The organism is Natranaerofaba carboxydovora, from assembly GCF_022539405.1.
Taxonomy (GTDB): Bacteria; Bacillota; Natranaerobiia; order Natranaerobiales; family Natranaerofabaceae; genus Natranaerofaba; species Natranaerofaba carboxydovora.
Window position 1 is genome coordinate 1163601 of the sequence record NZ_CP054394.1, and the last position, 18657, is coordinate 1182257.

Annotated in this window: 19 protein-coding genes and 2 pseudogenes; 6 read left to right on the forward strand and 15 right to left on the reverse strand. The window is 34.8% G+C overall.

The window, feature by feature from the left end; translation table 11 throughout:
* Positions 1-98: 98 nt before the first annotated feature.
* The gene (locus ACONDI_RS05585) at positions 99-788 is read right to left on the reverse strand and encodes a hypothetical protein (RefSeq protein ID WP_241080487.1); all 690 of its coding nucleotides are present in this window, start codon (positions 786-788) and stop codon (positions 99-101) included.
* A gap of 240 nt (positions 789-1028) precedes the next feature.
* Positions 1029-1172: pseudogene (locus tag ACONDI_RS05590) on the reverse strand (IS110 family RNA-guided transposase); the annotation flags it as partial.
* 425 nt (positions 1173-1597) lie between these two features.
* On the opposite strand from ACONDI_RS05590, the gene ACONDI_RS05595 reads away from it, so the two are divergent.
* The 3 genes from ACONDI_RS05595 (at position 1598) to ACONDI_RS05605 (ending at position 3628) form a co-directional block, all read left to right on the forward strand.
* Positions 1598-2002 (forward strand): hypothetical protein, encoded by a 405-nt coding sequence (locus ACONDI_RS05595; protein WP_241080489.1) that lies wholly within the window; start codon positions 1598-1600, stop codon positions 2000-2002.
* 112 nt (positions 2003-2114) lie between these two features.
* A complete protein-coding gene (locus tag ACONDI_RS05600) occupies positions 2115-3140 on the forward strand; it encodes a 3'-5' exoribonuclease YhaM family protein (protein WP_241080490.1) in 1026 nt (341 codons plus the stop codon).
* 290 nt (positions 3141-3430) lie between these two features.
* On the forward strand, positions 3431-3628 hold the full coding sequence (locus ACONDI_RS05605) for a hypothetical protein (RefSeq protein WP_241080491.1): 198 nt from the start codon (positions 3431-3433) through the stop codon (positions 3626-3628).
* Between the two features lie 548 nt (positions 3629-4176).
* Here ACONDI_RS05605 and ACONDI_RS05610 read toward each other — a convergent pair.
* From ACONDI_RS05610 to ACONDI_RS05620, 3 genes are read right to left on the reverse strand one after another with little or no spacing between them, the layout of a single operon-like run.
* A complete protein-coding gene (locus tag ACONDI_RS05610) occupies positions 4177-4317 on the reverse strand; it encodes a hypothetical protein (protein ID WP_241080492.1) in 141 nt (46 codons plus the stop codon).
* The gene (locus ACONDI_RS05615) at positions 4314-4898 is read right to left on the reverse strand and encodes a hypothetical protein (protein WP_241080493.1); all 585 of its coding nucleotides are present in this window, start codon (positions 4896-4898) and stop codon (positions 4314-4316) included. Before ACONDI_RS05615 ends, ACONDI_RS05610 begins: the two co-directional genes overlap by 4 nt.
* Positions 4899-4931: 33 nt before the next feature.
* Entirely contained in the window at positions 4932-5918 is a 987-nt protein-coding gene (locus ACONDI_RS05620) for a copper amine oxidase N-terminal domain-containing protein (RefSeq protein WP_241080494.1), read from the reverse strand.
* A gap of 510 nt (positions 5919-6428) precedes the next feature.
* On the opposite strand from ACONDI_RS05620, the pseudogene ACONDI_RS05625 reads away from it, so the two are divergent.
* Positions 6429-6838, forward strand: a pseudogene (locus ACONDI_RS05625) (transposase); the annotation flags it as partial.
* A 416-nt stretch (positions 6839-7254) separates the two neighbouring features.
* Here ACONDI_RS05625 and ACONDI_RS05630 read toward each other — a convergent pair.
* The 5 genes from ACONDI_RS05630 to ACONDI_RS05650 form a co-directional block, all read right to left on the reverse strand.
* Positions 7255-8442 (reverse strand): thiolase domain-containing protein, encoded by a 1188-nt coding sequence (locus ACONDI_RS05630; protein WP_241080495.1) that lies wholly within the window; start codon positions 8440-8442, stop codon positions 7255-7257.
* A gap of 548 nt (positions 8443-8990) precedes the next feature.
* Entirely contained in the window at positions 8991-10610 is a 1620-nt protein-coding gene (locus ACONDI_RS05635; protein WP_241080496.1) for an AMP-binding protein, read from the reverse strand.
* Between the two features lie 47 nt (positions 10611-10657).
* Positions 10658-12016: a hypothetical protein gene (locus tag ACONDI_RS05640; RefSeq protein WP_241080497.1), complete on the reverse strand. Its 1359-nt coding sequence runs from the start codon at positions 12014-12016 to the stop codon at positions 10658-10660.
* Between the two features lie 1290 nt (positions 12017-13306).
* Positions 13307-13561 (reverse strand): hypothetical protein, encoded by a 255-nt coding sequence (locus ACONDI_RS05645; RefSeq protein ID WP_241080498.1) that lies wholly within the window; start codon positions 13559-13561, stop codon positions 13307-13309.
* Between the two features lie 278 nt (positions 13562-13839).
* On the reverse strand, positions 13840-14094 hold the full coding sequence (locus ACONDI_RS05650) for an alpha/beta fold hydrolase (RefSeq protein WP_241080499.1): 255 nt from the start codon (positions 14092-14094) through the stop codon (positions 13840-13842).
* 249 nt (positions 14095-14343) lie between these two features.
* Between ACONDI_RS05650 and ACONDI_RS05655 the strand changes: the two genes are divergently transcribed.
* Positions 14344-14955, forward strand: a complete 612-nt coding sequence (locus tag ACONDI_RS05655) for a 3D domain-containing protein (protein WP_241080500.1) — start codon at positions 14344-14346, stop codon at positions 14953-14955.
* Here ACONDI_RS05655 and ACONDI_RS15650 read toward each other — a convergent pair.
* The 3 genes from ACONDI_RS15650 to ACONDI_RS05665 form a co-directional block, all read right to left on the reverse strand.
* A complete protein-coding gene (locus ACONDI_RS15650; RefSeq protein WP_277397815.1) occupies positions 14947-15078 on the reverse strand; it encodes a hypothetical protein in 132 nt (43 codons plus the stop codon). The genes ACONDI_RS05655 and ACONDI_RS15650 overlap by 9 nt on opposite strands.
* Before the next feature lie 180 nt (positions 15079-15258).
* Positions 15259-15594: a hypothetical protein gene (locus ACONDI_RS05660; RefSeq protein ID WP_241080501.1), complete on the reverse strand. Its 336-nt coding sequence runs from the start codon at positions 15592-15594 to the stop codon at positions 15259-15261.
* A gap of 20 nt (positions 15595-15614) precedes the next feature.
* On the reverse strand, positions 15615-16457 hold the full coding sequence (locus ACONDI_RS05665; protein ID WP_241080502.1) for a DegV family protein: 843 nt from the start codon (positions 16455-16457) through the stop codon (positions 15615-15617).
* Positions 16458-16702: 245 nt separating this feature from the next.
* Here ACONDI_RS05665 and ACONDI_RS05670 point away from each other — a divergent pair, with 245 nt between their 5' ends.
* Positions 16703-17029, forward strand: coding sequence for a phage holin family protein (locus ACONDI_RS05670; RefSeq protein ID WP_241080503.1), 327 nt, complete (start codon positions 16703-16705; stop codon positions 17027-17029).
* Positions 17030-17114: 85 nt separating this feature from the next.
* Here the strand turns inward: ACONDI_RS05670 and ACONDI_RS05675 are convergent, their stop codons facing one another.
* Together ACONDI_RS05675 and ACONDI_RS05680 are read right to left on the reverse strand one after the other, a co-directional pair.
* Positions 17115-17540 (reverse strand): SoxR reducing system RseC family protein, encoded by a 426-nt coding sequence (locus ACONDI_RS05675; protein WP_241080504.1) that lies wholly within the window; start codon positions 17538-17540, stop codon positions 17115-17117.
* A 115-nt stretch (positions 17541-17655) separates the two neighbouring features.
* Entirely contained in the window at positions 17656-18540 is an 885-nt protein-coding gene (locus ACONDI_RS05680; protein ID WP_241080505.1) for a V-type ATP synthase subunit I domain-containing protein, read from the reverse strand.
* Positions 18541-18657: the final 117 nt, after the last annotated feature.

An 18657-nucleotide genomic window follows, 5' to 3' on the forward strand; every position in this document is an offset into this window, starting at 1 on the left:
GACAAAAAATTAGGTCCCCTACTAGATGGGAACCTAAACTAACAATCTTATGATGAAATTATATTGAAACAATAAACATTTTATTCTATGCTATTACATTAATGGACTTTCTTTCTATGTAGACCGTATACAAAAGCACCAATCCCTATACTTATTACTAATAAAAAACTTAATAAAGTATTGGTTCTAAAGGTTTCAACCTGATATTTTACATCTACCTCATTATTTAGTGAACTATCCATATTCCACATCTTATAATCTTCATCGTTTATCATGTCAGCGTTATGATGTTCAGATTCTCCAGGAATGCTTAAATAAAAATCTGCTTCTACATCATTTGATGGGTCCCACATAAAATGATCGCCAAATACTTTTTCGTATATTGTGCCTTCTAAAGATTCCTCATATAATTCTAATTCTAATTGATATGTTTCATGCATTAGGCTACTATCTACTTCTTGCAATTGTACTTCTCCATCAAATCCATCTAACACTTTTCCAATTTCCATATCATTCAAATCGTCTACTTCTTTTGTAGCTTTGACTCCAACCCAGTTGTCTTCGTACAATTTTTTCGTCTCTAAACCTTTCTCTTCATAATAAGATCGAATTTCCTCTAATTGCGTACCGTCAACGTAACTACTTCTAAACATCGATACTTTCTTAAAAATTCCAGATCCATCTTCATTTATATCTAAAAAAACTTCAGTATCAACATCATCACAACCTACAATGAGAATCAAACTTATAGTGATTAGAATAATTAATATCTTCTTCATAGAATTCAACTCCTATCACTAAATTTATCTATTAAATATATTTCCACGTTGGATAAACAATTATCCGACAATGAGTAATTGTAGTGCCTATTGATTGGTTTTCAGTTAACTTACCGTACCTTTTTCAAACTGCTAGTGTATATATTATATATACCTAGGGAGGTGATTAGCGTGAAAAATAAAGTATCTAGCAATAAAGAAGGGCACACTTATAAAGGTCTTTAAGACCCCCGAAAAAATCAAATAGGTTTAAACTGCAGAAGTATTAAAATCGATATTATTAATCAAACCAAGAGATGTTAAAAGTTTAGCTGCTTGTTTAACAGCTTTTTGCTTTTGCTTGGCCATCATTTCTTGTGGCATATCAATTTTAAACAAATCACTTGGGTTCCATACCTTACGGAATTTCACCCCAATCCTCTAGTATAATTAAAGCTTCGTAATGAGTGTGGTATCTTTTTAATTTCTTAAGCTGGCTTCATAAACCATTCGAACAATTTTTTTGCTTTATATTCTAGACATTGAAAAAATCAGCCATACTACTGAAATAGGGAAAAATCTCTGGCCTCACTTTACACTTCTAAATTTATCTCTGATTGTGCAGTTGAAATGTTGCAGATGCTTATGAAAAAAAATTATTCTATCCCTGAGCTAGATTTAACTCATGAAGAATTTTGTACATATTTTATTAGTTGGGATATTTGAAATTTATAAGAAATTTTAAATAATAAATTGTCAAAAGAATGTATATATATTTTAAAGAGCAGGAATTTAATAGGAATAAAAAATTCTAAGTGGAAAAAGGGAGGGGTAATAATATGATTGAGAAAACATGTACTATATCAATGAAAGTTAAGGTTACAATACCAGAAATTAGCGAAGATGTAAGTGAGGGATTAAACGGAAATGTTGAACAGGCTCAGTTTTTAATGGATGAAATAAAAAAAGATACTGAAAAACTAAGACAATTTATAAAAAGTTTTGCAATAGTAAAGGCATACTATAAAATGGAAAATAAAATAGAAAGTGAACGCAATTATTTTGATGTTTTAGAGAATGAAGCCAAAGATAAGGATATTAACACCTTCCAAGTTGAAAAACAATTAAATCACACACTTAATCAAATAATTGAGAATGTATCTACTAAATTAATAAATTTTGAAGTAAACATCGAAAATGAAGATTTCATAGATAAGTATAATGAAAACGCAAAAAACTCTTAATACATTGATTAAAATATTGTAGTATAAGAATTATATTTTGTGATGCCTGTGTTCTTCACTTGCTCTACATATGCGTTAGTCTAAAGTTCTAAAGTTAAAGAGGAGGATTAATGTGACTGCCAATTGTTTATTAGATCTTAAAGAACCAGGACAAACTTTTGAAGGATATGCCTTAGTAATAGATGTTCAGGCTGCAACTGCTAAAAATAATAAACCTTATATTAATCTAGTGTTAGGGAAAAAAGAAAAAAAACTAAGAAGTAAACTCTGGGATAATAATTTTAACGGATATGAATTACAGGAACTTGTAAATGAGGTTTTCATTCAAGGCACTATAGTTTACATAAAAGGTGATGTTGGCAAATTCAACGAAGAGCTTCAGTTATCTATCAATAAATTTAGCCGGGTTGAAAGTGATGAAATAGAATATTCAGACTTTATTCCATTAGCTCCTGAACCCAAAGATAAACTTGTAAAAGAATTTGAAAATTTTCTAGAAGATATTGAAAATCCTATCATCAAAAGAGTTTGTCAAAATATTTACAATGATTATAATGAAAAATTCACCTCTTACCCAGCTGCAAAATTTAACCATCATGCTTTTGGTAGTGGTTTATTGTATCATACAGTATCTATGTTGCGAATGGCTAAACACATAGCAACACAGTACACAAATATAAATAGGGATTTACTCTATGCAGGTGTAGCTTTACATGATTTTGGAAAAGTGTACGCACTGTCTGAGGGGCCAGTTTCTGACTATACTAGGTCAGGTAATTTACTGGGGCACATTACCCTAACTAATATGCTTATTTATAAAACAGTAGAAAAAATAAAAAAAGAAAGAAAAAAGGTAAACAGAAAGACTGATCTTACAAAAAAAGAGCGTCAGTTAGTATCTGAACTAATGCACATTATTTCTGCGCACCATGGGAAGTTAGAGTATGGCAGCCCAGTTAAGCCACAAACGCTAGAAGCTGAAATAGTTCATCATATTGATATGATTGATACGAGAATCAATATGATTAACATGGGATTAATTGATGATGATATATCGAAAGATCAAGCCAAAAAAATACCTCCTTTAGGGTACTTCTATAAATCAAGCGACAACTCGGCCGAAAGCAATTTGGAGTGATTAAAAATGGAAAAAGAATCAAAAGCCAGTCCTATGGTAATTACCTACCCTTAGCTGGCGGATCTTAGACGAGCTTTCCCTGGAAGAATCCCGGGCTCATTCAGAAGTACATGCTAGGACGACAATATAACTCGCTAAATTGTCAAAAAACTATTAGTGTTTTAGAAGGAAACAGCTAGTTATGCAACCCAACCAGAGACAATTGAAGAATTGAAAAAAGAAAGTGAGAGACAAAAAGAAGGAAAATGAAGAGCTAAATCCAAAGGCTAGCTCCTGGGAGGTGTTTTTTCATGGCTAAGGCCAGGAAAAATGAGAAAACAATTAATAACGTAACCGTTATAGGTAGTAAAGACATGGATAAGTTCAAAAAACATCTAGCTAAGAAAATTGCACAAGCCGCTTATAACAAAGTAGAAGAGTATAAAGAAAACAAAGTATCTAAGATGTTACAACACGAAAATGAATCCAGAAACGAAGAGAATATTTAAAAACTACCAGGGCAATAAAGCTGGAACTAAAAGAGGTAGAGATGTCAAAACCTGCTATCTCTTTTTTTACATTGACCATGTTAATGATTTACATGTAATTAGGCTAGATAAATATAAACATAAGAGGGGATTTTGGTGCCTTAAAAGATAAAGACAACTGCCTATTGCCGTGTATCAACTCGTTCAGATAATTAGTTAAATAGTTTAGAAGCAAAGTTGACTACACTCTATATGACATCATTTGACGTCAATAAGATTTGTCCTGTTAAAAGCCAAATTTACACGAGCAAAACCTTTGATAGAATTAAACCTTATAACAGGCGTATTTTCAAATAAATTTACCTCAAAAGTGTGCGACTTTGGATTAAATGATAGGCAAAGTGTTTCTAAAACTAACAATGAAATTTTCTAACATTTAATCGTACACGTTTACGCATTTCCTTAGACTTTTAGCACAACAATACGCCTTCTCCCTTACTCCGTAAGGCTTATTGTTGTGCCTAAACTCTAATACACTCTGGGGCCTTTTATGCCAGGGTTTTTCTAAACTAAAATTCACCCTGTTTGTGTAGTAGAGTTTCAAGATAATTAATAATCTGGGTCATAAATGATTTTTGGCCAGCCATTCCTTTCAATCTTAAATTTATCTTTAAGTTTTTTGTTACACCAGGCATACTTGAACCCATCATCTCTCACTACCACCAGACCACATGGAAAAACCCTCTAACCCGTATCCGGGAACAACTCTAGGGAGCAAAACGTTCATACTGTCATCTAAATATACATACTCATGTGGATCAAAATGAAAAGCCGGGTTATATTCAACCTCCAGGCCGGTTTCTGTTAAAGTATATTCAAAATCGGTATCTTCAAACATATTATCTTTATCAACATCGTCGTCATCAACAGAAAAATAAATCCCTATATCTTCAATACTGCCGCCATCAGCTAGATACTCCTGGACCTCTTTTGGGTGTTCGATGTCAGCTATTAATAGATCGGCGATCTCTTCTTCTATATGCTCTAGGCGAAGAACTACATCGGTCGCATCTCCTTCAGATACTGTACCTGTTTGTCCATCAATATTGTAGCCAAAATAACCGCCAGAATAATGCCACAGCTCTATCTGTTGATACGATTCGCTATAACCAAGCTCTTTACCCTCTAGCGGCTCAAAGCCTGCCTCGTCTGTTATAACCGATGCTTTCGCACCAGGCGAAAGCATCAGTAAAAAGATACATATAAATATCGTGATAACCGTTTTTTTCACATAAAACCCCTCCTCGTGTAAATATAAAAAAAATTATCTAAATGACTCGATTCTCACCTCGGCTGTGGGATACATCAGACTGTACACTTCAGGAAAACCACTAGTCTCTTTTTCAAACAGTTCAAAAGCAAAACGTCCATGTTTTACTTTGTCCCAGTCTATCTCGTATTCAAAATATTCTCCTATCTCTACATCGTTGTGGTTAAAAATTTTATCTAAGTCTGTACCGGTTACATCTAATTCAGAGTAATATTTAACCATTGAAGAAAAACGCCACTTAAAATCATCAGAAGGGGGTTCTGGCATTTTCCCCTCGATGCCGTATTCTGTAAATTTAACGTATTCATCTAGGATAAGCCTTGCGTAGTAATCATTTGCCTGTCTGGATATCCTTCCATCTTCGCCTCTGATTTCGTCTGGCTCTTCTTTTGGAATGTGTGAGATCTCATCGTATACCTGCATACCTCTATGCTTTCTTGGCTCACCGGGACTTGAAGGATCACCGTCGTATTCTAAATCTTCTGGGACTTCTTCTTTTGGCATCCAGCTATAATCCGGGGTATCTCCTTCTTCAAATCCAGGCTCTTCAGGGTCTTCTTTATCGTCATAGATATAGACCGTCCTCGTATCGCCGTCCCAATCAACCTCTGCACCCAGACCTTCTGAGACAAACCTAAGCGGAACCACTGTCCTATCTTCACCTGTGATAACAGGTGCTGTGTCCATTGTTCTCATCTCGCCGTCTTTTTCGAACACGTCTACGCCAATAGTTAGATCCAGCTCTGTATCATTTCTTTGGATATTAACCCTTTCTTCAGCTTCTATCCAGTCTGTCTCACCACCTAGTTCGTCGCTTACAAACCTTACTGGGACCTGGGTTCTTCCTTCTTCATCAACAAAAGCTCCCTGGTCATCAAATTCCACTGCTTCATCGTCCAAATAAACACTAACTTCATCAGCTAAAGCTGTACCAAAGCTAAGTAATAAAACTAAAAGTACAACTATAATTGGCCTTTTCAAAAGAATACCTCAATTGGCCTTTTCAAAAGAATACCTCCTTGCTTTTATTATCTTTAACAATGTGTATTATAGCATTGATATAAGTAAATCATTGTCATTAATTGTCGAGAGTTTTTCTTTGCTTATTATTATCTAACTTTAACAAAACCGGCAAACTGCTAGTAAATCAGCATGGCCAACAGGGTAGATGAAATTTTCTGTTGAGTTGCTACATGTGGTTAGGTTATAGTTAATACAGTAGGGATTATGGGATTACATGGAGCAGCAACAATTGCGGGATTGGCTTTTGGGGGAAGTGGCTATTGCTACTGGTGGATTGGGTATGGCGGTAGGAATCTAAGTTTTAATTGGTGGGGGAGCACTTTTCAGTCCTTATTTTATAGATAGTTTTCTAGCATCTTTGTCCACTCAAAAGAAGTGTACTGCCAAGAAGAAAGGCTACAGGAGAATGTAAGGCTTCTGCAGCCTTCCCAAAATTTTTACACCAAAATTACAAATGGTTCACAATTTATTCCAGGTATAGGGATAGTAACAGCAGCTAGTTTTTAGAAGAAGTAGGAGATATTGCAAATTATACACATCATCGCCAGCTTCAAAAACTAGCAGGTTTGAATCTTGTGGAAGAAAGCTCAGGAGAAAAATAGGGTAAACGCAAAATATCCAAAAGAGGCCGCCCATATCTTAGATGTATATTGTATCAAGCCAGCTTGACTCTTGTAGCTAAGAACGAAGAATTCAAAGCACTATATAAATATTTAAGAAATCGTCCAAATAACCCACTGAACAACATGAAGGCTTTGACAGCGATATGCAACAAGCTTTTAAGGGTAATGTTTACACTTTTGGTAAAAGAAAGCTATTATGATCCAGCTAAAGTGCTGGGACAATATAGAGAAGCCCAGCTAAAAGAGGTAACATAGCCAGATACATGGGTGGGGAAAGCTGACCACCTCCATACTAAGGGCATAGACCCTGGGAGACATGATAGGGTAAGCTTGGGGACGGGAAATATGGGTGCCACCCAAAAAATACTGAAAATGTTTCGCCCTCTTTTACTGGAAGTAAATAACATGTATATCAAATTCTCCAAATGATGAAGCTTGATAGATATATAGCCAAAATTTTGAGACAAGGAGGTTAAAGATATAATTTTGCAATTTGCTATAGAAGAAGAGTTGGCAAAAAATAAAAATCCCTTGCCGGGCGGGCCAAGGGAAAAATTTGTTCCGAAACTTTCAAAGAATTAGTTAAGCCAGAGTGAATTGAGAAAGAATTTGATAATGTTCCTCAGATGATTTTATTTAATTACTATTCTAAAGCTAAGAGAACCCAGTTTTTATTTAATCCTTTTAAATACAAGAGCATAATTACTTGCAGCACTTCCACCGATATTAAAAGCTAATCCTATTTCTGGATCCTTAACTTGGTAACCTATAGCATTATTTTGTAGCTGTCTTACATTAAGTACTGCCATAGAAACACCTGTAGCACCTACAGGATGACCCTTAGCTTTTAATCCACCTGAAACATTTATAGGTTTACTGCCGTCTTTATATACTGTAGGTTGATCTAACATTTTCCAACCTTCACCTGGCTCACTAAGGCCAATTGTTTCATATGCAAGTATCTCTGCAATTGTAAAACAGTCATGTACTTCAGCAAAATCAATATCATCAATTGTTATTCCAGCTTCTTCATAGACTTTTTTGATTACTTTTTTCCCGGCAGTAAATTCATAAACACTTCTTTTATTAAGAGCAAGATAATCATTCATCTGCACTAAAGAAGAAAGTTCCACTACGTCATCTTCTAATTTTTTAGCATTTTCTGTAGAAGTTAAAATAATAGCGGCAGCTCCATCAGAAATAAGAGAACAGTCAAAAACTCTTAAAGGATCAGCTATTACTGGATTTTTTTCATCAGGTTTATCCAATATATCTTGATAACTTATTTCTAATGGCATCTGTGCTAAAGGATTAAATTTTGCATTTGTATGGTTTTTAGCAGCTACTTTGGCAAGATAAGGTCGAAGTTCTTCTAGTTTAATTCCATATTGTTTCATATAGCCTTTTGCATACTCTGCAAACATTCCTGGAAAAGTCATCCCGTTTACTCCTTCTTCTAGCCAGTGAGAAGCTTTTGCTAGTACTTTTGTTACACCTTTTGTTTCAAGACTTGTCATTTTTTCTACGCCTATTACAAGTGCATATTCTACTTCCCCAGCTTTAATTGCATTTACCGCACCAGTGATTGCAGCAGAACCAGAGGCACAAGCATTTTCAGCTCTGTTGCATGGAGCAAATCTAAGGTTTGGATCGATGTCTATTGCAATGGAAGCTGTATGCTCCTGGTTATTAAATCCTCCGCCACTATAATTCCCTATCCAAACACCACCGATTTCTTTAGCTTCTACTTTAGAATTATTAATAGCGCCTTTGCCTGCTTCAATTATAAGATCATACAAGTTCTTATCCTCAAGATTGCCAACTTTTGAATGATATGTCCCTATAACTGATACGCTCAATTTTATTCACTCCAATCTTGTGGAATTTCAATATTTATTATTGATTCTGGTGCAAAAAGTGTATACAAAATTTTAAACCAGTTATTTATCCTACTACTCCACTTTATAAGATTTTAAAACCAAAAGTTAGAGTTTTTGTACCAGAATTATTATTTTATAAGTATTTTTATTAGCCCTCAGCATATAAAATTTTTATATGCTGAGGGCTAATAATTAATAAAACTTAATTTTCTACTTCATTGTTTTCTTGTTTACACTTTTTCATTATCTTATCTTATTTGTAAACATAAGCAGCAATTACATTAGCAAAAATCACCCATTATGCCCACCAAAAATATTTTCTATTTTTGTCTGTGGGTTTCATTAGGGTTTTTCAATATGCTATTTAACAAATTACTTTTCTTTTACCCAATGGGTGAAATGTCAAGTTTCTAGTTTATACCGAATTTACTGCTTTGAAGGAGGCTTTGTTAAAGATATATGAATAAAGCGGGGTCATAATAATCCTCTTTTTTCCTTAACAAATAAATTCAAAACCTTAGGAAAAATTACTGTTTAAGAAGATACCTCTGTTTTTTGCCACTTGGAGTTTTAGGTATTGCCTCTACAAACTCAACTTCACGAGGGTAGGCATGGGCAGAATAATTCTTCTTTACAAAATTGCTTAATTCTTTAGCTAAATCTTCACCTGTATTGTACTTGGGATTTAATTCGACAAAAGCTTTAATTATTTCCCCACGCAAAGAGTCAGGTATACCTACTACAGCTACGTCATTTACAGCATCATGTTGTAAAAGTGCTTCTTCGACTTCAACAGGACTTACCCTGTAGCCCGCTGTCAAAATAATATCATCAACCCTGCTCGAGTAGTAAAAGAAATTATTATCATCCCGGCTGACAACATCGCCAGTTATATAATAGCGCTTGTCATCGGTAAAGCTTTTTGCCGTACGGTCAGGATCATTAAAATAACTTTTAAACCAGAAAAGTGGGGAATTCTCTGTATCGATTGCCATTTTTCCCTCTTCACCCGCTCCTGCTTCTTCATAAGAATCGTTTAAGACAACTACACGGTAACCCGGCATAGGAACACCCATAGAGTTGGGTTGAGAACCGTAATCAAGCAAAGGATGATGGTGATTGTTAACAACCATCCCCACTTCTGTCTGACCATATTGATCGTAAATAGGAACACCGAAATTATTTTTAGACCATTCAACAAGGTCAAAATTAAGTGTCTCACCCGCACTTGAACAAACTCGAAGTTGTAGTTTTTCTTTTGCTTCCTCTGATATTCCAGAATTTCGTAATGCTCGGTATGCGGTAGGAGCGCTGGCAAAGTTTGTTACTCTGTAATCCCTTAATATCCTTAATATCGCATCTGCATCAAAAGGAGCCTTATAAAATATATTTCCCTTGCCAATAAGCAGGGGACCAACTACACCATAGTAAAGCCCGTAAGCCCATCCTGGATCAGCCATGTTCCAGAATGTATCCTCCTCCCGTACATCAAGACCAAGGCGCATATAAACTTCAAAAGAAGCAAGAGCTTTAACAGGTATTTCTACTCCCTTTGGTAACCCCGTTGTGCCTGAAGTGTAAAGAAGGATAAAAGTATCTTCTCCCCGGACATTATTTGGCTGTTTCAAAGGTTCTGCTTTGTTCAATTCCTGCCAAAAGTCAAAATCTGTACTGTCATAACCTTCGGAACTGTCCACTACCATTATATTTATTGAATCTGAAAAAGAATCGAGCTTCGGACGATTTTCTTTATTAGTAATTATTAACTTGGCTTCCCCATTCTTTACCCGGTGTGAAATAGCCTCGGGGCCAAACGCTGTAAATAAAGGCACATAAACGCCACCAAGGCGCCAGATTCCCAATGCTGCAATAATAAGTTCTGGAATTTTTGGCAAAAGTACAGCGACTTTATCGTTTTTTCTAATACCTTTTTCTGCCAATACTCCAGCAAATTTCTCAGACAGCTCTTTTAACTCGGTGAATGTATACCTCTGTTTTGTACCAGCATCGTCTTCAAAGTAAAGTGCAGTTTTTTCTGGTTTCCCTGAATGGCTGTCGCATAACAAATCAGAAAGTTTAATATCATAGTTTTCATACTTTTCGCAAATACTTTTAATCCAATTATTCAACTCTTCTTTAGTTTGCAAAATTAAAACCCCTTTCTTTTTAATAGGTTCTGTTATAAATTATTTGATTAACTTTCTTCCGTTGGACCCTTTTTAGGATCCTTTGGTTCCCTTTCATATACTAGCCAGAAATATAAAAGCACTCCGAAGAGAAGTCCCCATTGAGGACCATAATGACCAAAAATTAAGCCTACAAGTAAGATGTAACCGTAACCTACAATGGTCGTTACTATCCTCATCGCCAATTGAGCACAAGCAACTCCTGTGATAATAAGAGTTATTCCTAACCCCACATCTGCAAGGGGGCCAAAGAAGAATACCGCAGGTCCTAAGAACGCCATTAGTAAACCAAACCAATTAAAATTACAAGTACCTTCATACAATGAATCTAAAGTTTTTCTTGATTCTGAATACACTTTTATCAAAAAAACAGTGCCTCCAGCAAAAATGGGACCATGCATTGGAATAAATGGACCACCGGTGAGAATCTGAAAAATATTTCGAATAGCTAATGAATAATGTGTTCTTGTAGTATCTATTTGTATATCTTCATCTTTCCTTGCATTGTCTGCATCTTCTATCAAGGTATTTGCAACTATCATATCTCCAAAGGCAACTACATAAGCAATAAAAGCAATGGGCAACGCAGAAAGATACATGTCTAAAGAAGGCCAACCTATATAATACGGTAAAACAGAACTTAAATACTCACCAAACTGAGGAGTATAGCTCCCCCAAGTTTCAATAGTGATACTCACTTCACCTGAAGAAATCCCTACAATTGCACCTATCGCAAAACCCACAAGTATTGTCATATGAGCCAGGCGTTCAAGAAGTTTATTTTTTAGCTGAAGATTTGTAAACCAAACTGAATAAAGAAATAATATTGTAAAACCATAAACTGCAAAAAGTGTAACAGGCATCTCTTCTAAGCGTTCAAATTCTCCTAGAAAAGCTGCAATAGCTGCACCCATGATTATGCCTGCTCTTAATTCACTTGGAACCAACTCATATATTTTTCTCCCAAGCCCAGTGACGCCTAGTAAAAGAAAAACTAAGCCTACAGTTAATGCAAGAGCTGTCATAGCTTTAACTGCCTCGGTACCTGGAGTGAAGCCTTGTAAGTACATTAGCGTTAGCGGTAACGCCGGAGTAATCCACCCAGGAGAGTAAGGTTCTCCAAGAAACAAAGTACCAATAAACATCCAGAACATATAAATCACTGACATAGACCAAGCAACTTCGAAAGGCATATCAAAGTATTCCATTTTTAATGCCACTGCAGAAGCTGCAAAACCTACATGGATAAGCCCACCTTGAATAGTCATCGGCCAATTTAGTCTAACATGTATACCTGGAATCCTAACTGTAAACCTTCCCCAATGCCATCCCGGTTGTACTTCACCTTCTTCTCTTTTGTAAATCATTTTGTTAGTGCTTTCCTCCTTAATTTTAATTAGGACAAAACCACAAAAACATCTTTTCCAGTCCGCTTTAAGTGTTTTATTGGGTTTTCAACATTTCTCTCACCCCTATCTTATACAAAATAATAGGTACAAGTTTTCCAGTTGATTTATATGCATTACTCTATATATAATATGACCGAAGAATTAAAATAAGCGTAAATTACTGGCAGACAGGGAAAAATACACGATCTGACTTTAAATGAAATCAGAAATTTGGTTGCTGGATATGGCCTAAAAGACAATGACGGTTTTCCATTTAAAAACTAGGATATACTATTCCAACTCTAGGTTCTATGCAAGTTTTCCGAGGAACCTATAATAGTAGAGTTTAAAGAGACTGGAGAAACTCCCACAAAAAAGTTGCAGAAGTAATTGAGGATAAAGGTATGGAAAATCAGGTAGTAGTAGCGTCTATGGCTCATCAACGGGAAAATACTCCGAAAGAGAAGAGAATGTTTACAATCATTTATAGAGACTCAGGTTCAAGCCTGGATCGGGGAAAAACGAGAGAGTTCGTTGTTAGCTTGGCTGAGCTAAAACTATCTTAACTCTTGGAGTTAAGATAGTTTTCAATGAAAAGGGCCACCCCTAAGATGGCCTCCTGTTTGATTCTGATTTAATTGTATGTGACCCCACCTCTCCTTTTTTATGATTAGGAGAGAAGGGGGGTATTTCTTCTAATACTATGAGTTTTTTAAATTGTTTTATCAAAAGATATCTATAAAACTATTCTGAGATTTCGTTATCTGTTTCATTATCATCATAATCGTTGCCTTCCACTTCAGTATCTTTCGCACCTTCTTCAACTAATACTCCAATTAGTCAGAGGCACTACAACGTGGATAAAATCCTCCCAGGTGTCGCCAACTGTATCCAGTGGATGAGAGCCATAAGTTCAACACGCCTTGCTCTTGAAACGTTGTCGCTTGCCTGTCGCTTATTTCTTTTATCTACATTTATTAACCAATCAGCAAATTCATAGTATCTCATATGCATCACCTCTACAGGTGATTATATCACAAAATTTGGTAGTGACTTTAAGCAATTATCATAGCTAATAACCATCTTTAAAGATGGTTGATTATATATGGCTACGGCCTATTTCGTTATAATTCAACTTGGATGATACTATCTTATCAATGTTTTCTTTATTAATGTCTAATCCTTTAGAATGTAATCATAAAATATATCTTAAAAGTCCTCCTTGTACATTCTTCTGATTTATATTGACTCCATACTATAACCTAAAATCTATACATTATTTAATTCTGTTAGCAAATTATCAATTTCGTGTTCACTTTTAAAGTAAACATCTCCAATTTCTCCTGCTGCCCATTCATGGTACTCTCTTTTTTCTAATCTTGGAAATAATTTTGTGAGTTCTTCTTTATCTTTATAATTGAAATAATTGGCAAACCTGTCCAAATAAACTTTAGCTAATAGACCTTTATCTTCGCTGCTTTCTGGAGGGTATAGTACAAAAATTGATTTTGTAGATTCTTCCATATTTCCCTTAAACGATATACCACTTATGTGTCGAGTAACTTGATCAAAATATTTTGAAAAACCCTCTAAAGCTTTTTTATAAACATCACCAATTTTATAATTATCTGCTATATTAAGTCCTATGTTTTTTATATTTTATAGTACCTATCACCTATAACTGCGGTGTTCGTCATGGGTAGGAACTATCCGAATCAACGCCTGTGGAGAATCTCATTGTAAGCATATTGGGGGAAACTGATTCCCAGTATCCATCCATTCACAAAATAGATCCAGTCATCCTATTGATCAAGTTCATCCAGGAAAGACAGCAAAATTTTATTAAACTCTTCAGGGTTATCTTGATTGGCTATATGGTGTGCATCATTCACTACTACGAGTTTGCTGTTGGGGTTGTTATGCTTCATTTTTTGCAGAAGTTTTTTCACAAAAGATGCTTCATGGTCTCCGTGCACAAGAAGCTTGGGCTCCTTAGAAGGTTCTGGAAGACCTTTTACGAACGCTATATTTCTATGAGGAGAGATTATAAGTGACATGCTTGCAATTTTGCTGTATTTACACTTTTAGACTTGGCTTTTCTAGGTTTTCGCTACCTTTTATTAGCGTGGAGTTCTATAATTCTAAGACAGTGTTATGCATAAAAGGAAAGTGGGGATTCTAGCTTACTTTTTCGTTAATAATGATAAAGTTTTTGATTATTTTAGTATATATGAACGAGTCAAAATTTTTGATATAATATAGTACAAACAATATGTGTTTTATAAAAGGAGTGTGTTTGCTAACAAATGGATAGCAAACTTAAAAAATTTTGGCGGAAGTGCAAAGAGTTTCTCAAGAAGCACGAAGGGTTGTTTGAGAAGTGCAAAGGACTGCTGAAAAAATGTAAAGAGTTTCTCAAGAAGTGTAAAAAGTTTCTTAAAAAGCAAGGTGTTGAACGAATTATTATTATGGGGTTATTCATTTGCCTTGTAACAACTTTAGTTACAGTTAACTATCGTATTTCTAATTTGCATCAAAATCTCTTTGAGCTTGAGAATGAAAAGTCCCTTTTAAAAAAAGAGCTTTCTACGTTTGAAGATGCTGAAGACTATGAGCTCCGTGAAATGAATGTTACTAAATACGCGCCGCTATCTTCTACTGCTGTAGCAGGCTGGGATTTTGCAGGTGACCGGGAAATTACGGCCAGCGGAGAACAAGTTGCGCCTGGAAAAACTGCAGCAGCTGGTCCTAACATTCCTTTTGGTACTAAAATTTATGTTGAAGGAAAAGGGTGGTACACAGTTAATGACCGTGGAGGCTTAATAGGAGCTGATGATATTGACCTGGCTACTGAGTCAAAAGAAACCGCACTAGAATGGGGCATACAGCAAAGATTAGTTATTATTGACCTACCCTAGTGAGTCAATTATCATGTTAGTTAGCTGGCCAATCTCTTCTTGTGCTTCTTCCATGTCCTCAGGCTCTTGCACCATAATTGTAAGTGCTACTGGTTCACGATCTTGAAAATAAATAATCCCCATATCCCTTCCATTGTCGAAGAAACGCCAGTCTTGTTAGCTAATACCATATGGTTGTATTCTTTTTAAACATATTTAAATTTTTACATTCCTTCCTAATAGATGTTTTGATTTTTCCATTTTTTATTTTATCCAAACCTGTATCAAGTTCTGGAAATAGCTTTCGTCGCTAAAGTTATTTTGTCAAAATCGTATTAGTATTCCATTGATCAAAAGAATGGCACCTAGCATTTTTGTTATAAAGTTTATTGTCTTAATCCATTGGGGTATGCTTTTACGGTCATCATCATTTATTTCTATATAATCAACTATTTCTTCTTGAGTTGCGCCTTTATTACGCATCTTCTCTATTGATTCTTCGTTTCTTTTCATAGCATTTCTTGCTGCGATATTGGGTATAGCAAACTCAGAGCCTAAAAATATCAAAAAATTAAATACAGCAAACCAAAATAATGTTTGTTCAGTACCGAAGAGAATAATTACAGCAAGTGAACATATTACTAGATTTATTTTATCCATTTTCTCACTTCCTTTCCTTTCTAGAAGCAGATTACCATTCCTCCGTCTCCGGCATATGTACCAATTGTAGCTCCCATGTTATTAATAATCACATCTTTGGGATTATACCTTTTTATCACCTCTTCTTTGATAAACTCTGCATCTTTACTATTATTAACATGAGTGATACCAAAAACAGTATCCGAAAAGTCCTGTCTTCTTTCTCCCACTATATCGAGAAATCTTTTTAAAAATTTCTTTTTACCCCTTACTTTTTCTAACTCATGTACTTTGCCGTCGATACCTTCAAGCAGTACTTTGATATTCAACATCCCGGCCATTGAACCCTTAAATTTACTCAGTCTCCCACCTTTAACGATATTTTCAAGGGTATCTAACAAAATAAAAATCTCCATCTGTTCCCTGTAGCTCGTCAGTTCTTCTATTATCTTATCTCTGTTATATCCTTCTTGTGCCAATTGAGCGGCTTTTAAAACGTAAAGGCCGTGTCCTAAGGAAGCTGCCAGACTATCAAAAACAGTAACCTTATCTCCTGCCTCAGCTAAATCTTTTCCCATGTAGGCCGATTGAAATGTACCACTTAATCCTGAAGATATAGTTATACAGATAACTTCATTTCCGCCATTCTCTCCGGTAGTCAGTTTATTATATATTTCACTAAATTCCCCCGGTGAAGGTTGAGCGGTTTTTGGTAGATTGTCACTGGCAATCATTTTTTTAATAAACTCCTCTGCTGTTATATCTTGTTTTTCTATATAATTATCCCCATCAATTGTGATTTTAAGAGGAACGACATGAATGCCGTATTTTTCAAGAATTTCATCAGGTAAATCACAAGAACTATCTGTTACAATCGAGACCAATACTCATCCTCTCCTCTCAGTTTTGTTATAGTCTGTTTTTGGTGGCGAATTAATACTTCTTTAAGAAGTATATTAAATCCTTCTAATCTAAATCGCTAAATAGCACAATGAAGATGTGTTTTAAGACGTATTTTAATAATTCTGTAGTTCTGTTAAAAATGCGGATTAAAGATACATAAACCAACACCTTTTCTGACGATAATAAGTATGGGTGAAAGAAAATAATAAGATATGGGAGGTATTATATGGTACGATTAATCGTTCGTTTCATTATTTCGGCATTAGTGCTAGTGGTTTTAAGTTTTATACTACCAGGATTTGAAGTGGCAGGTTTTGGAGGTGCCCTGCTAGCAGCTGTGGTTATTGCACTTCTAGGTTATGGTGCAGAATATATACTTGGAGAAAATGCATCTCCCCAGGGTAGAGGTTTAGCTTCATTTATTGTAGCTGCTATTGTGATTTATGTAGCACAGTTTATAGTGCCTGCTATGACTGTTAGTATTTTGGGAGCTATTCTAGCTGCTATTGCAGTTGGTATAGCAGATAGTGTTGTTCCAACCAAATTACGATAGAAAACAAAAAATATCATGCAAAAGAACTTTATTGCATTGTTAAAAGGTACAAAATTAAAAGGTACAAAATACCCGGCTTCAACTTTTAACCGGGTATTTTTCTTGTGATTTTAGGTTTTAATTTACTGCTATCTTTTGTTTTACGGTCAATAATGTTAATTACAAGAAAAGATATTGACATAAGAAGAAGACCGCTAATTAGTCCCACTAAATTTTCTGGTAGATTATTAGCATCTGCATAATAATGGCCAATTATTAAACCGATTAATAAAGAGATAACTGGTACTATATAGACTAAAGCTGATACCTTTAATAAAGTTTTTTCTGTTAACTCAATCTGAACAAAGTCCCTAACATTAGCATCTTGATAATTTTTGGTCCAAATTGTATTATCTTTATTATTATTTGAAGCGCCACATCCTCCACAACCAGAACAGGAAGAATGATCCATAATCTCAACTAAAGCTTCATTCCCGCTTACCTTTATGACCTTTCCTGTTTTTACAGCCATAATTAACACTCCCTTAATCGTTAAGAATTAACTACTTAAACAACACATTAACCCACCCCGCCAGGGGGTGGGTTAATTATATCATTGATATTTAACATAAGTCAATAGTTCGTCATCACACGTTCTTTCGTTTATTTTCGTCTTTAAGCTTGGAAATTTCGTTTTCGTATTTTTTGTTTAGTTTGTGTAATTCTTCTCTATAATAATTAACCTGGTTAGTAAGCTCTTCTACTTTTTCAAGCTTTTCATTTTTTATGTTTGTTAACTCTTCTTCATGTCTTTTTTTTAGTTCAAATATTTCCTTCTCTTTTTGAAATTCCATTTTTTCCTTGGTTTTTTCAAGTTCAGTTTCATGTGAATTTTTCAATTTTTTTAGCTCATTTTTGGCTGCTTCTAATTCTGATTTTAGCTCATTCTTTTTATCAGATGCTTGTAAATAATTTTCTTTGTATGGTTTTAGTTCATCTATATCTTTTTGAAGTTCATCATTTTTTTTCTTAAGTAACTCTATATGTTCGGCGTTATTTTTTTGAGCTTCCCTAAGATCTTTATTTGTTGCTTTTATTTCTTCAGCTTCTTCTTTTAGTTGTTCTAGATTATTTTCTGCTTCTTTTTTGGCTTCGTAAGCCATCTTTAATTCTTCTTTTAACACGTCAACTTCTTTTTGTCTTTTTGCTTCAAGTTCTTTTTTCTCTTTATCAAGTTTTGAAATAGCTGTTTCTTTTTCATTTCTAACGTCCTGTAATGACTTAGCAAGTTCAGTAAAGCTCTCAACAATTCTGTTAGCATGATAGTTAACTTGCGTTAACTGTTCATTAGATAGTTCAGTACCTTCCTCTTGTAATCTTTTTTCTTCATATGTATTAATAATCTTTTCAAAAAGTTCTTTATGGGACAAATTTGTTTTATTAGCTAATTCTTCAAACTTTTTCTTGACTTCCTCGCTTCCCCTTATACCTATCGTTTTGGATTTTTGTTCATGACTCTGACTGTTATCCATAACGACCAGCTCCTTTTGCTGATATGTTAACTTATGTTAACAAGATAACACATGGATAACAATATTTCAATGATCAAAAAAAAGAAATCAATAATAAAAGAGCCAAAATCCAGTATA

Bases quoted from the DNA above. Each gene is read 5' to 3' on its own strand.
- ACONDI_RS05605 (WP_241080491.1), top strand. From the start codon at position 3,431: ATGGCTAAGGCCAGGAAAAATGAGAAAACAATTAATAACGTAACCGTT.
- ACONDI_RS05610 (WP_241080492.1), bottom strand. From the start codon at position 4,317: ATGATGGGTTCAAGTATGCCTGGTGTAACAAAAAACTTAAAGATAAAT.
- ACONDI_RS05595 (WP_241080489.1), top strand. From the start codon at position 1,598: ATGATTGAGAAAACATGTACTATATCAATGAAAGTTAAGGTTACAATA.
- ACONDI_RS05680 (WP_241080505.1), bottom strand. From the start codon at position 18,540: ATGGATAACAGTCAGAGTCATGAACAAAAATCCAAAACGATAGGTATA.
- ACONDI_RS05650 (WP_241080499.1), bottom strand. From the start codon at position 14,094: ATGTCACTTATAATCTCTCCTCATAGAAATATAGCGTTCGTAAAAGGT.
- ACONDI_RS05645 (WP_241080498.1), bottom strand. From the start codon at position 13,561: ATGGAAGAATCTACAAAATCAATTTTTGTACTATACCCTCCAGAAAGC.
- ACONDI_RS15650 (WP_277397815.1), bottom strand. From the start codon at position 15,078: ATGGGGATTATTTATTTTCAAGATCGTGAACCAGTAGCACTTACAATT.
- ACONDI_RS05640 (WP_241080497.1), bottom strand. From the start codon at position 12,016: ATGATTTACAAAAGAGAAGAAGGTGAAGTACAACCGGGATGGCATTGG.
- ACONDI_RS05655 (WP_241080500.1), top strand. From the start codon at position 14,344: ATGGATAGCAAACTTAAAAAATTTTGGCGGAAGTGCAAAGAGTTTCTC.
- ACONDI_RS05675 (WP_241080504.1), bottom strand. From the start codon at position 17,540: ATGGCTGTAAAAACAGGAAAGGTCATAAAGGTAAGCGGGAATGAAGCT.
- ACONDI_RS05660 (WP_241080501.1), bottom strand. From the start codon at position 15,594: ATGGATAAAATAAATCTAGTAATATGTTCACTTGCTGTAATTATTCTC.
- ACONDI_RS05670 (WP_241080503.1), top strand. From the start codon at position 16,703: ATGGTACGATTAATCGTTCGTTTCATTATTTCGGCATTAGTGCTAGTG.